11 protein-coding genes and 2 pseudogenes are annotated in these 13259 nt (G+C 75.8%); 8 read left to right on the top strand and 5 right to left on the bottom strand.

The genetic code is table 11. From position 1 onward, the window contains the following. The first annotated feature begins 127 nt into the window (after positions 1–127). From C593_RS0119315 to C593_RS0119300, 4 genes and pseudogenes are all read left to right on the top strand, one after another. Positions 128–811, top strand: a complete 684-nt coding sequence (locus C593_RS0119315; protein ID WP_018848951.1) for a hypothetical protein — start codon at positions 128–130, stop codon at positions 809–811. Next, a pseudogene (locus tag C593_RS30010) lies at positions 805–1805 on the top strand (HEAT repeat domain-containing protein). Before C593_RS0119315 ends, C593_RS30010 begins: the two are co-directional and overlap by 7 nt. A gap of 874 nt (positions 1806–2679) precedes the next feature. After that, positions 2680–4020: an NsdA family TPR-like regulatory protein gene (locus tag C593_RS0119305; RefSeq protein ID WP_018848950.1), complete on the top strand. Its 1341-nt coding sequence runs from the start codon at positions 2680–2682 to the stop codon at positions 4018–4020. A 112-nt stretch (positions 4021–4132) separates the two neighbouring features. Then, entirely contained in the window at positions 4133–4669 is a 537-nt protein-coding gene (locus C593_RS0119300) for an NUDIX domain-containing protein (protein WP_018848949.1), read from the top strand. Between the two features lie 91 nt (positions 4670–4760). Here the strand turns inward: C593_RS0119300 and C593_RS0119295 are convergent, their stop codons facing one another. After that, positions 4761–5621 carry a 3-hydroxybutyryl-CoA dehydrogenase gene (locus C593_RS0119295; protein WP_026277846.1) on the bottom strand — a complete coding sequence of 287 codons (861 nt, stop codon included), beginning with the start codon at positions 5619–5621 and terminating at the stop codon, positions 4761–4763. Positions 5622–5801: 180 nt separating this feature from the next. Here C593_RS0119295 and C593_RS0119290 point away from each other — a divergent pair, with 180 nt between their 5' ends. Further along, positions 5802–7082, top strand: a complete 1281-nt coding sequence (locus tag C593_RS0119290; protein ID WP_026277845.1) for a family 10 glycosylhydrolase — start codon at positions 5802–5804, stop codon at positions 7080–7082. 62 nt (positions 7083–7144) lie between these two features. Here the strand turns inward: C593_RS0119290 and C593_RS33865 are convergent, their stop codons facing one another. Next, on the bottom strand, positions 7145–7336 hold the full coding sequence (locus C593_RS33865) for a DUF1918 domain-containing protein (RefSeq protein WP_486591160.1): 192 nt from the start codon (positions 7334–7336) through the stop codon (positions 7145–7147). A gap of 114 nt (positions 7337–7450) precedes the next feature. Continuing rightward, positions 7451–8395: pseudogene (locus tag C593_RS30005) on the bottom strand (DMT family transporter); the annotation flags it as partial. Between C593_RS30005 and C593_RS0119280 the strand changes: the two are divergent. Continuing rightward, positions 8394–9827 carry an aminotransferase-like domain-containing protein gene (locus C593_RS0119280; RefSeq protein ID WP_037746374.1) on the top strand — a complete coding sequence of 478 codons (1434 nt, stop codon included), beginning with the start codon at positions 8394–8396 and terminating at the stop codon, positions 9825–9827. The pseudogene C593_RS30005 and the gene C593_RS0119280 sit on opposite strands and share 2 nt — an antisense overlap. Before the next feature lie 71 nt (positions 9828–9898). Further along, positions 9899–10474 carry a histidine phosphatase family protein gene (locus C593_RS0119275; protein ID WP_020610352.1) on the top strand — a complete coding sequence of 192 codons (576 nt, stop codon included), beginning with the start codon at positions 9899–9901 and terminating at the stop codon, positions 10472–10474. Positions 10475–10508: 34 nt separating this feature from the next. Here the strand turns inward: C593_RS0119275 and C593_RS0119270 are convergent, their stop codons facing one another. Beyond that, complete coding sequence (locus C593_RS0119270; protein WP_018848943.1) at positions 10509–11201, bottom strand: TetR/AcrR family transcriptional regulator C-terminal domain-containing protein; 693 nt, start codon at positions 11199–11201, stop codon at positions 10509–10511. A 114-nt stretch (positions 11202–11315) separates the two neighbouring features. Between C593_RS0119270 and C593_RS0119265 the strand changes: the two genes are divergently transcribed. After that, entirely contained in the window at positions 11316–12065 is a 750-nt protein-coding gene (locus C593_RS0119265; RefSeq protein WP_018848942.1) for an NAD(P)H-binding protein, read from the top strand. Positions 12066–12374: 309 nt separating this feature from the next. On the opposite strand, the gene C593_RS0119260 is transcribed toward C593_RS0119265, so the two are convergent. Next, the gene (locus C593_RS0119260) at positions 12375–13094 is read right to left on the bottom strand and encodes a hypothetical protein (protein ID WP_018848941.1); all 720 of its coding nucleotides are present in this window, start codon (positions 13092–13094) and stop codon (positions 12375–12377) included. Positions 13095–13259 lie beyond the last annotated feature (165 nt).

Raw genomic sequence — 13259 nt, 5'->3', positions numbered from 1 at the left:
TCACCGAGCCGGGGCGCACCCCTTCGGCATGGGGGCGGGATGCGGGACGCCGTGGGCCCGGCGGTGGCCCGGGCTTGACCTTGACACGATGACAAGGTCTTCACTGCGTCCCCAGGAGGTGGTCCCGATGACCGAGACCAAGCAGGACCCGGAGGTGGCGCGGGCGCTGCGGGGACTGGCGGACGGCCGCGCCTCGGTGCGGCTGAGGACGGCTCTGGCGGTCGGCGCGGCGCCCCGGCCGTGCCTGGTCGCACCCCTCGTCGAGCGCTGCGCCGTCGAACCCGACTTCTTCGTCCGCGACATGCTGACCTGGGCACTCACCCGCCACCCGGTGGCCCTCACACTCCCCGCGCTGCTGCGCGAGGTCCGCTCCGACCGGGCGCAGGCCCGCAGCCAGGCGCTGCACACCCTCTCCAAGGTCGCCGACCGGCGGGCGTATCCGGTGATCACCCCGGCCGTGCTGGCCGACCCGGACGAGGAGGTCGCGCGGAGCGCCTGGCGGGCCGCGGTCGTCCTCGTGCCGGACGGGGAGCGAGCCGCCCTGGCGGCCGTGCTGGCCGCGCAGCTGGGGCGCGGCGGGCAGCCGACGCAGCTCAGCCTCAGCCAGGCGCTCGTCACGCTGGGGGAGGAGGCCGTGCCGGTGCTGGACGCCGGGGCCGCGTCCGCCGATCCCCGGGTCCGGGCACACGCGATCGCCACGCTGCGCCTGCTGTACGACCCGGACGCGGGATTCGCCGCGGCGGTCGAGGAGGCCAGGCGTGTCGTGGCGCTCGCCGGCGCCCCCGGGACGGACGAGGAAGCACCGTGCTGATCGGTGAGGTGGCGCGACGGTCCGGGGTGAGCGCGCGGATGCTCCGGCACTACGAGTCGCTCGGCCTGGTGCGGCCCTCGGAACGCACGGGCTCGGGCTACCGGGAATACGCGGCCGAGGACATCCGGCGGATCTTCCATATCGAGAGCCTGCGGTCCCTGGGGCTCTCGCTCCGCGAGATCGGACTCGCGCTCGACGACCCCGCCTTCGCGCCCGCGGCACTCGTCGGGGAGCTCGTCCAGCGGACGCGCGAGCGCATCGCGGCCGAGACCGAACTGCTCCGGCGGCTCGACCGCATCCGGGCCGCGGACCCCGGCGCTGGGAGGACGTCCTCCAGGTCGTCGCCCTTCTGCAGGGGCTGGGTTCCGCGAGTGCCGGCACGCGCCAGCGGGCCGCCCTGGCCTCGGCGGGCGGGGTACCGGTGGAGGCCCTGGTGGAGGCGGCGCTGAGCGAGTCGGACCCGTATGTCGCGGGGGCCCTGCGGTGGGCGCTGGCGCGATCGGACGCCGACGGCGCGGGGCCGCTGCTGACCCGGGGGCTGGGCTCGCCGGTGGCCGCGGTCCGGGAGCGCGCCGTTCAGGCCCTCGCCGAACTGCCGGGCCCCGAGGCCACCGATGGGTTGCGGGTGGCTCTCGCCGCCCCGGACGCCGCGGTCCGGGGCCACGCGGCCGTCGCCCTCGGCGGGCGGGGCGAGGCCGACGCGGTCCCCGAACTCGTCGAGATGATCGTGGCCGGCCGGAACGACACCGACGCGGCCGACGCCCTCGGCGTCCTGGCCGGCGACGCGGCGACGGCCGAGCGGCTGGCGACCGCGCTCACCGCCCGCATCGCCCGCGCCGCGACCCCGGCGCCCGCCCGGGGCCGGCTGACCCAGGCCCTCGCGGGCATCCCGGGCCCGACGGCCACCCGGGCCCTCACCGAGCTGTCCCGGGACACGGACCGGGCGGTGGCGGGGACCGCGGTGTACCTCCTGAGGCTGCGCGCGTCACGGTGACGGGCCGCCCGGGCCGCGCGGACGGGCCGGGCGGAGCGGGGCGGGCCGCCGCCGGCCCGGGTGCCTGTGCGTGGCCGCGCGCGTCACGGGGACGGGCCGCCGCCGGCCCGGGTGCCTGTGCGTGGCCGCGCGCGTCGCGGTCGGCGGGGCGGCGCCGTCCCGGCCCGACGGCGGTCCCGGCCTCCCGCACGGGACGCGCCCGCGTCGCGGTGGCCCTGCGGGACGGGGCGGGTAGACCCGCGGCCCGGCCGGTGCGCGAGGCTCGGCGGCCGGACGCCGGTCGCCGCGTGTCGGCGGCGTGGCGCCGCAGTCCGCTCCGGGACGTCCTGTGACATCCGTGACTCCTGTGACCGCAACCGCCCTCCGGTCCCGTTCGGGCGTCCGGCCGGTGCGCGCGGCGCGGCGCACCCGGGTCGCCGCGTGTCGGCGCCGTGGCGCCCCCGAGGCGAGGGGGCGGCGGCCCGGCGGGGCGTGACGGCACCGCGCACCCGGCGCGCCGGTCCGGGGACCGGCGTCCAACCGGTGCTCGCGGGCGCAGCGCGCGCGGGGCGCCGGGAGGGGCCAGGGGGAAGACGCCCTCCCGGCTCCGCGCGCAGGGCCCGCCCCGGGCCCGCGCGGCAGGGAGTCGCAGCCGGCGCCGCCCGCCCTGCCACGGAGTGTCGGGCAGATCGGCAGGGCGGGCGGCACGAGGGGCCGCCGTGCTGTACGAGGGGGAGCCGGCGGCCCGGCTGCTCTTTCCGAGGGGACCGAGTCAACCGCCTCGCCGCCCCGCGCGGGAGCGTGCGAAAGCAGCGGAAAAGGACACACGATTCACACCCCGTGCGAATCGTCCTCCATTAGGCTGACGCGGACCGAGGGAAGGGGAGGGGACCCCATGCAACCCAACGTCCTGCTCGACGCGCTGCTCCACGAAGCGGGTGTCTCCCACGCCGGTCTCGCCGCCCGGGTCAACCGGGCGGGCCGGGCCCGCGGGCTCTCCCTGCGCTACGAACACACCGCTGTCGCCCGGTGGTTGAAGGGCCAGCGCCCCCGCGGCCAGGTTCCCGACCTGATCTGCGAGGTCCTCGCCGCCCGCCTGCGCCGTCCTGTCCACCTCGCCGATGTGGGCCTCGCCGCGTCCGGCGCGGCGGACGGCACCGGCAGCGCCTCCCTCTGCGGTTTCGTCGACCGGGCCAGCGCCCTCTGGCGCTCCGACGAGCAGCAGCGCCCGCATGTCGTCGACGCCCCCGCCGTCACCGGCACCCCCGCCGTCATCCCGGTCTGGGAGTGGGAGAACCCGCCGGAGGACGCCGATGTCTCCCGGGACGGCGCCGGCCAGGTCAGCGCCGCCGACGTGGAGATGCTGCGTTCCGCCCGCGCCCACTACGAGCTGATGTACCGCCGGGCCGGCGGTATCGCCACCCGCGCCCGCGTCGTCGGCTTCCTCAACGCGGAGACCGCGCCCCTGCTGCGCGGCACCTACGGCGACGCGCTCGGCCGCCGGCTGCACCGTGCGGCCGGCGGACTGGTCGCCGTCGCCGGGATCTGCGCGTACGACTCCGACGCCCAGGGCCTGGCCCAGGGCTACTTCCACCAGGCGCTGCGCCTCGCCAAGGCGAGCGGCGACCGGCGGCTGGGGGCGTATGTGGTCGCGCTGCTGGTCAACCAGTCGCTGTTCCTGTCGGAGCACCGCCAGGCGGTCGCCTTCGCGGAGGCCGCGCTGCGTTCGGCGGGCGGGCAGATCACCCCCGCCCTCGCGGCCGACCTGTACGCGATGCAGGCCAAGGCGTACGCCCACCTCGGCGACGGCGCGGGCGCGACCGCCTGCATCCGCCGCGCCGAGTCGGAGGCGGACCGCATCCGCCCCGGCGCCGAACCGGAGGAGACGGGCTACGTCCAGCCGGGCCTGGTGGACGTCCAGGTCGCCGAGGCCCTGCTCAGCCTGGGCGACCTCGTTCCCGCCCGCGCGCACGCGACCGCCGCCGTGGACACCCCCGCCCACGACCGCGGCCGGGTCCACCGGCTCGCCATGCTCACCCGGATCGAGCTGCGCCAGGGCGAGCCGGACCGGGCCGCGGGCACGGCGGCCGAGATGCTGGAACGGGCCCGGGGCATGGAGTCGCGGCGGTTGCGGGACCGGCTGCGCAGCGTCCGCGACCACCTGGCGGCGAGCGGCTGCGCGGAGGCGACCGAGGCCGCCGGAGCGATCGACGGGGCGCTTCGCGTCCCCCTGTGAGGCGCGGTGGGCCCAGGGCGCGCCGTCGGCCGGTTTCGCTCCGGCGCCGATTCCCCTGACGGCCCGCTGCTGCTGCCATGTTGCCACCGACGAGTCGGAAGGTGGCAGAAACGTGCAGTGGACGAAATTAAGCGAACAGACCATCTATGAGAACCCGTGGTTCCGGGTCAACCTCGCGGACGTCGCCCTCCCGGACGGCCGGCACCTCGACCACTTCCTCATCCGGCTGCGGCCCGTCGCGGTCGCGACCGCCGTCAACGGGGCGGGCGAGGTCCTGCTGCTCTGGCGGCACCGTTTCATCACGGACAGCTGGGGCTGGGAGCTGCCCGCCGGTGTGGTGGAGGACGGTGAGGACATCGCCGCCGCCGCGGCCCGCGAGATGGAGGAGGAGACCGGGTGGCGCCCCGGCCCACTGCGTCCTCTGCTGACCGTCGAGCCGTCCAACGGGCTGAGCGACGCGCGCCACCACCTCTACTGGAGCGAGGAGGCCACCTGGACCGGCCCGCCCCGGGACGCCTTCGAGTCCTCCCGGCGGGAGTGGGTGCCGCTCAAGCTGGTGCCCGACATGATCGCCCGCGGCGAGATCCCGGCCGCGAACATGGCCGCCGGCCTGCTGATGCTCCACCATCTGCACCCGCACCTGGGCTGAGGCTCGGACGCCCCGTTGCGGGCACCCTCACCCCGGCGAGCGCGGACGGCCCGGGCGGGGACCCCCACCCGGGCCGTCGGCGTCCGGGGCGTCAGGAGTAGACGTAGAAGCCCGATCCGGTCTTCCGGCCCAGCCGCCCCGCGTCCACCATTCGCTGGAGCAGCGGCGGGGCCGCGTACAGCGGCTCCTTGAACTCGGCGTACATCGAGTCCGCCACCGAGGCGACCGTGTCCAGACCGATCAGGTCCGACAGCTTCAGCGGCCCCATCGGGTGGGCGCAGCCCATCTCCATGCCGTTGTCGATGTCCTCACGGCTCGCGATGCCCGACTCGAACATCCGGATCGCGGAGAGCAGATACGGGATGAGCAGCGCGTTCACCACGAAGCCCGAGCGGTCCTGGGCGCGGATCGGGTGCTTGCCCAGCACCTGCTGCACCACGGCCTCGGCGCGCTTGATCGTCTCCTCGGACGTGGTGAGCGCCGGGATCAGCTCGACCAGCTTCTGCACGGGCGCCGGGTTGAAGAAGTGGATGCCGATGACCTGGTCGGGGCGCGAGGTCGCGACCGCGAGCTTCACCAGCGGGATGGAGGAGGTGTTGGAGGCGAGGATGGCGTCCGGCCGGGTCACCACCTGGTCGAGGACCTGGAAGATCTCCGTCTTCACCTGCTCGTTCTCCACGACGGCCTCGACGACGAGGTCGCGGTCGGCGAACTCCCCGAGGTCGGTCGTGAAGGAGAGCCGGGCCAGGGTGGCGTCCCGCTCCTCCTCGGTGATCTTGCCGCGCTCGGCCGCCTTGGTCAGGGAGTTGTGCAGCCGGGTGCGGCCGATCTCCAGGGCCTCGCCGGTGGTCTCGGCCACCATCACCTCGAGGCCGCTGCGGGCGCACACCTCCGCGATGCCCGCGCCCATCTGGCCGCAGCCCACCACTCCGACGCGTGCAATGTCGGCCATTGAGTCCGTCACCTCATGCCTTTCGATGGTCTTCACCCGGCGGGTCCCCCGTACGGTTCCGGCGCCCGCCGACCCACGACGTTACTCCGGATGCGCGGATGCCCGGGCGTCAGGGGCGGGCATGCTCCCCGGGCACGGGCCGGCCAAGGCCGGCACCCCGGCACAGAAGGAGGCGGGACAGTGGGGCGAATCGGGAGAAGAGGGTTCGTGGTGACGGCCGCGGCGGCCCTCACCGCCCTGGCCGCGGCGGGCGACGCGGCGGCCACGGGCCGCCCGGGGCCGGCGCCACGGCAGGGACCGGGCGCACCGCCCGGCGGGCCGCGCGCCGCCGGGGACTTCCGCGGCATGTGGCTGGCGAGCGTCGCCAACCGCGACTGGCCCTCCGCGCCCGGCCTCCCCGCCGCCGAGCAGCGCGCCGAACTGCTCGCGTATCTCGACACGGCGGTGGACCGGAGGCTGAACACGGTCGTCTTCCAGGTCCGCCCCACGGCCGACGCGCTGTGGCCCTCGCCCCATGAGCCGTGGAGCCAGTACCTCACCGGCACCCAGGGCCGCGACCCCGGGTGGGACCCCCTCGGTACCGCCGTGGCGGAGGCGCACGCCCGGGGCCTCGAACTGCACGCCTGGTTCAACCCGTACCGGGTGGCCCTGCACGCCGACCCGTCCCGTCTGGTCGCCTCGCACCCGGCGCGCCGCCACCCGGAGTGGGTGGTCCCGTACGGCGGGAAGCTGTACTACAACCCGGGTCTGCCCGAGGTGCGGTCCTTCGTGCAGGACGCGATGACGGACGCGGTCCGCCGCTACGACGTCGACGCGGTCCACTTCGACGACTACTTCTACCCGTACCCCGTGGCCGGCGAGCGGTTCGACGACGACGCCGCGTGGGAGCGGTACGGCGCGGGCCACCCGGACCGGGCGGCCTGGCGGCGGGCCAACACCGATCTGCTGATCCGGGAGATGCGCGAGCGGGTCCGGGCCCTGAAGCCCGGCGTCCGCTTCGGCGTCAGCCCGTTCGGCGTCTGGCGCAACGCCGCCACCGACCCGCTCGGCTCCGCTACCCGGGCGGGCGTGCAGACCTACGACGACCTGCACGCCGACACCCGCGCCTGGGTCCGGGAGGGCCGGATCGACTATGTGGTCCCGCAGGTCTACTGGCACCGGGGCTTCGCCGCCGCCGACTACGACGTCCTCGTGGACTGGTGGTCCGAGGTCGCCGCGGGCACCGGGACGGACCTGTACATCGGGGAGGCGCTCTACAAGGCCGGGGCCGCGGGCCAGCCCGCGCCCTGGCAGGACCCGGCGGAGCTGTCCCGGCACCTCACCTACGCCGCGGGGCGGGAGGAGGTGGCCGGTCACTGCTTCTTCTCGGCGCTGGAGGTGCGGGACGACCCGGTCGGCGCGATGGCGCGGGTGGTCGCGGACCACTACGCGGGGCGGACGCGCGGCGGGCGCCGCCACTGAGCCGCGGGCGCGGGGCTACGGCGGGCGGGGCCCGTCCGGGAGCCCCCGCGCCGCCCGTCCGCTCAGCCCTTGTCGTGGTGCTGGACGGTGCAGTCGGGGCCCGGTGACAGCACCGCCTCGTGGCCGTCGTCGAAGCGGACCCGGAAGGGCGGACTGCCCTTCTGCCCGAGCACTTCGAGGACTTCGGCGGACTTGTCGTGGTCTCCCACGGTCCTGCCGTGGACCAACAGGGTGTCGCCTACGTTCGCTTCCATCGGGAGTGACCTCCTCGACGTGTCCCGTTCGGTGGTGGCCGGTCCATTCGAGTCTACGGCGGACCGCCCGGCCGGGCCCTGCGCGTCCCCGCGCGGCAGCCGCCTCCCCGGCGCTGTCCGCTGGGTGACCGCGATGCACACCAGCACCGCGGCCGCGGCCGGCGGGGCCGCGGGGGAGAGGTCCTCCCCGAGCAGGGCCACCGCCCACACCAGGGTGAGCAGCGGCTGCGCGAGCTGGAGCTGACTTGCGCGGGCGATCCCGATGCCGGCCATGCCCCGGTACCAGACGTACAGCCCGAAGAACTGCGAACCGGCCGAGACCCAGAGCAGGCCCGTCAGCCCCCGCGCCGTGAGGTCGACCGGCTCGAACGCGAAGGCGACGGCCGAGCCCGCGACGCACAGCGGCAGGCAGAGCACCAGCGCCCAGCCGATCACCTGCCACCCGGGCATGACCGCGGCGAGCCGGCCGCCCTCCGTGTACCCGGCCGCGCACACCAGCAGCGCCCCGAAGAGGTACAGGTCCCCGGTGTGCAGGGTGCCGCCGCTCTGCTGGACGGTGAACGCGAGGACGACGGCGGCCCCGGCGAGGGCCGCGGCCCAGTAGGTGCGCGACGGTCGCTGCCCGGTGCGCAGGGCCGCGAACACACTCGTCGTCAGGGGCAGCAGCCCGACGACGACCGCCGCGTGCGCGGAGGTCGAGGTCCGCAGCGCCAGCGTGGTCAGCAGCGGGAAGCCGATGACCACCCCGCCGCCGACCACCGCGAGCCCGGCCCAGTGGCGGCGGTCCGGCACCGGGACCCGCAGGGCCAGCAGGAACGCGCCCGCCAGCAGCGCGGCCAGCACCCCCCGGAAGGCGACCAGCGACCAGGGCCCGAAGGAGTCGAGGCCCCAGACGGTGGCCGGGAAGGTCAGCGAGAAGGCGACGACGCCGAGTCCGGCGAGCAGGGTGCCGATCCGCGCGTCCGCGAGCGAGGGGCCGGCGGACGCACCGGGGCCCGGCCCGGACGGGGTGCCGACCGCTATCGGGGTGAGCGGAGTAGCGCTATTCTGTGCTCTCATGCACGAGCGTAGCAGTGTGGTGGAACTGGCGGATCTCCTGAAGGGTGAGCTGGAGCGCTATCCGGTCGGTGGAAAGCTCCCCTCCAGCCGGGAGCTGGTCGAACGCCATCGCGTCTCCCCGGTGACGGTCTCCCGGGCCCTCGCCCGGCTCGTCGCCGAAGGGCTCGTGGTGACCCGTCCCGGCGCGGGGGCCTTCCGCGCCGAACCGGCCGCCGCACCCCCGCCCGGGGACACCTCCTGGCAGGAGGTCGCCCTCAGCGCGGACGCCGCCGCCGAGGTCGTGCCGCGCGCCGTGGACGCCTCCGGTGTCCTCGTCACCCTGGCCGCGCCCCCGCCGGGTGTCATCGAGTTCAACGGCGGCTACCTGCACGCCTCCCTCCAGCCGGAACGCGCCCTGGCCGCCGCCCTCGCCCGGGCCGGCCGCCGCCCCGGCGCCTGGTCCCGGCCGCCCGCCGACGGCCTCCCCGAACTGCGCGAGTGGTTCGCCCGCGGCACCGGGGACACCCTCGGCCCGGCCGACGTCCTCGTCACCTCCGGCGGCCAGGCGGCCCTGACGACCGCGCTGCGGGCGCTCGCCCCACCCGGCGCGCCGGTCCTCGTGGAGTCGCCCACCTACCCCGGGATGCTCGCCATCGCCCGCGCCGCCGGACTGCGCCCGGTCCCCGTGCCGGTGGACGCGGACGGGCTCCGACCGGACCTGCTCGACGCCGCGTTCCGCGCCACGGGGGCGCGGGTGGTGGTCTGCCAGCCCCTGTTCCAGAACCCCACGGGAGCCGTCCTCGCCCCCGCCCGGCGCGCGGAACTGCTGCGGATCGCGCGGGAGGCGGGCGCGTTCGTGGTCGAGGACGACTTCGCCCGCCGGCTCGTCCACGAGGGCGCGGGCACCCTGCCGAGGCCGCTGGCCGCCGACGACCGGGACGGGGTCGTCGTGCATGTCAGCTCGCTCACCAAGGTCACCTCGCCCAGCCTCCGCGTCGGGATGCTCGCCGCCCGGGGCCCGGTCCTGGAGCGGCTGCGCGCGATCCATGTCGTGGACACCTTCTTCGTGCCGCGGCCCCTCCAGGAGGCCGCCCTCGAACTGGTCGGCTCGCCCGCGTGGAGCCGTCATCTGCGGTCGGTGTCGGCCGAGTTGAGGACCCGCCGGGACGCGCTGGCCGCCGCGCTGCGGCTGCGGCTGCCGGACCTCGACCTGCCGCACGTCCCGTCCGGCGGCCACCATCTGTGGCTGCGGCTGCCCGACGGCACGGACGAGTCCGCCCTCGTCGGCGCCGCGCTCCGCGCCGGGGTGGCCGTCGCCCCCGGACGCCCGTACTTCTGCGCCGAGCCGCCCGCCGGGCACATCCGCCTGAGCTTCGCCGCCGTGGCCGGTCCCGCGGACCTCACGGAGGGCGTGCGACGGCTGGAGACGGCGTACGGCGGCCCGCCGCGCTGACCCCGCCGGCCGGGCGCCCGCCAGGGCCCCGACCCCTTGACCAGGGGCCCGCCGACCAGCACCATCACGCCATGAGTGTCCGGGTCACCTTGGTCGCCGCGGCGCGCAGCTCCGCGCTGCTCACCGAGCGGTTCGACGACGACCGGCCGCTGGACCAGGCGGGCTGGCACGAGGTCCAGCTCGCCGCACACGCCCTCGTGCCGCTGAGCTCCGCCGAGCTGCGCTACTGCTCGCCGACCACCCGCAGCCGCGCCACCGGGGAGGCCCTCGGCTTCGCCCCCATCGCCCAGCCCGCCCTGCGCGACTGCGACATGGGCCGCTGGCGCGGCTGGACCCTCGCCGAGGTCACGGCCCGCGAACCGGACGCCGTCGACGCCTGGCTCTCCGACCCGCGCAGCGCGCCGCACGGTGGGGAGCCCCTGCTGGCCTTCATCTCCCGGATAGGGGGCTGGCTGGACACCCGGCCCGGCGACGTGGGCGGCGCGATCGTCGCCGTCGCCGAGCCCGCGGTGGTCCGCGCCGCGTTCGTCTACGCGCTCCGGGCCCACCCCTCGATGTACTGGCAGGTCGACGTCCGCCCCCTCTCCACCGTCACCCTCACCGGCAGCCCCGGCCGCTGGCACCTCCGTCTGGAGGCGGCGGCCTGACCCGCGGGCGCCGGTGGCCGGGGCCCCGGGCGGCTCACGCCCAGGCGGACCGCCGTTCCGTCAGCCCGTCGAGGACCAGGTCCAGGCCGATGCCGAACTCCTCCGCGTACGCGTAGTCCGGCTTCAGGGCGTGCTCGGTGATCAGCTCCGCGAGGTGCGGGAAGGCGTCCGGGGGCAGGTCGGCCGTGATCGAGGCGGCCACCTCCGCGAGTTCGCCGCGTCGCCCCGACGGGTCGAACGGCAGGCTCAGCTCCTGGAGGGCGAACCCGTACACATAGCTGTCCAGGACCGAGAACGCGTGGGCCGCCCCCGCGACCGAGAAGCCGCCCGTGCGGAGGCAGCCGAGGACCGCGTCGTGGTGCCGGAGGGTGGCGGTGCCCGGGTGGCGCCGGGAGTCCATCAGCCCGATCGCCCAGGGGTGCCGGATCAGCACCTCGCGCGCCGAGACCGACCGCAGCCGCAGCGCGTCGCGCCACCCGCCGTCCCGCGGCGGCAGCTCGATCTCGCCGAAGACCAGATCGACCATGCCGTCGAGCAGGGCCTCCTTGTTGCGGACGTGGTGGTAGAGGGACATGGCCTCCACGCCCAGCCGCTCCGCCAGCGCGCGCATCGTCGGCGTACCCCGGCCGCCCGCCTCGTCCGCCAGCTCCACGGCCGCGCGGAGCACCGCCTCCTTGCTGAGCGTCCGCCGGCGGGGCGCCGCTGTCGGGTTCTGCTCCTCGGTCACGGGTCCTCCCTGGTGTCTGCCCGGAGCCTGTGTCCTCCGTGCACGCGATTGACAACCTTACGACGTAAGTTGCATCCTTACGTTGTAAGGCAAGCGCGGGACGAGGGAGGCGGCATGGAACGGAACCAGGCGGCGGGCACGGGGTCCGGCGAGGGGGCGGGGCGGCGGGTCTGCGTCGTCGGCGCCTCCGGGAAGCTCGGGCGCTACATGGTCCGGCACGCCCTGGACCGCGGCTACGAGGTCGTCGGGGTCTGCCGGGAGAAGAGCGTCGGCAAGCTGGACGAGTTCGCCGGGCGCATCCGGATCGTCCCCGGGCAGACCGACGACCCGGCGGTGATCGCACGGGCGGTGGAGGGGTGCGACGGGGTCCTCACCGTGCTCGTCCCCTGGGGGGTGCACGGGTACGCCACGGGCACCGCGCAGGCCGTGCTCGACCACGCGCGGCCGGACGCCCGCCTGGTGTTCTCCTGCGGCTGGCACATCACCCGGGACGGGAAGGACGTGTACACCCGCCGGCTGCGCGCCTCCGTGGCGCTCGCCGGGCCGCTGCTGCGGCTGGCGCGCCTCATCGACGTGCGCGACCAGGTGGAGGCCTGCCGCCGGGTCTTCGCCAGCGGCCGTCGGTGGACCGTCGTCCGGGGGAGCGACCTGGAGGAGGGAGAGGCCCAGGGGCTGCCGGTGTGGAGCCGGCACGTGGGCGACCCCGTCCTCGCGAGCAACCGCACCCGCCGCACCGACTTCGCCCTCTTCATGGTGTCCGCCCTCGAGGACGAGGCCCTGGTCCAGGAGGCGCCGGCCATCGTCGGCCGCTTCACCCCGTCGGCCATGGCCCACAGGGCGGGGGCGCGGGACACTGCGGCCTGAACCCGGCTCTCCGTCCGGTGCGGGGCGCGCGTTGCCGGTGAGCGCCGCCCGGGCGCGTGACGCGTCCCCCACTCGGGCCCGGCCCGCCCCGCGCGTCTAACTGGCTGAGCGCCTCAGCTGGCGGATTGAGTGCTTCAGATGGCGGGGCAGGAGCGGCAGGTTTCCTCACCTGCGGTTCGAGGACTGAATCGACGGCGGCCGCAACGGACGGCCGACGCGGGAGACCGTCCACCGCATGCGCCCGGCGTGGCGGGCCCACAGGGGGAGGTGAGCGCCCGGCGGCCGGAACGCCGGGCGCCAACCCTTCGGTCATTTGATGGCGCCGCGGAGTGCGGCGGCGACAAAGCCCACTGCGGAGCCCAGCAGGAGCAGTGTCAGCACGCCCCAGCCCACGGGAATCGACCACATCGGCCAGCCGGCGGCCGCCTGCACCCACAGGGCCACGATGGCTGCGGCGCCTGTCCCGAGGCCGTGCCACCGCACGGCGGCTGCGGCCACCACCTGCCGCCGGCTGCGGCGGCCGAGCAGCCCCCACAGGCCGCCGATGAAGGCCACCGCCCCGAACGATATGCAGCCGATCGCCCCGCCGAGCCGGTCCTCCGGCCATCCCACTGGCCCGTCGGACGTCTGCTGCCGCCGCCCGGCGGCGTCCCGGACCTCGACAACATCCCCGTACCAGATCAGGCCGACGACCTTGTCGTCCGGCTCCATCTCCGACACGGCCGGATCGGCGTTGCGGAACGTCACGTGCCACAGCCTGCCGCTGGGCAACACCAGCTCCGCCTCCGGCGACTCGCCCTTCTTGCCGCGGTTCAGTGCGGCCTTGCGGACGGTGAAGTCCTGCTCCCACAGGCAGGCCGACACTTCGACCGGCGCGGAAGCGCAGTCCGGCGCAGCCCGGAACTCCCGCTCCCGCTCCAGCGCCCCGCGAACCTCGCCGGCCATCGCCATCCCGAGACCGGCCGCCAGCAGGGCGGCCAGCATCCAGACCACCGCCCGCAGTCCCGGCTTCCACGCCGCCTCAGCCATCCGTCTTCCCCGCGTTTCACCTAGATCTGTCGCGCAGCCCCCATGACCTGCGCCTTTCACCCTCGGCTCCGAGAGGAGCACAGTGTCCACCAGGAGAAGCGGGCAGGTAACGCGGACAGCGGGCAGAGCACCCAGGCCCCATGTTGCCGAGTCCCGGCAACCGCC

The sequence above is a fragment of the Streptomyces sp. CNT372 genome, assembly GCF_000377145.1.
The sequence above is the reverse complement of the archived record's forward strand: the minus strand, read 5'-3'. Positions and strand labels throughout refer to the sequence as shown.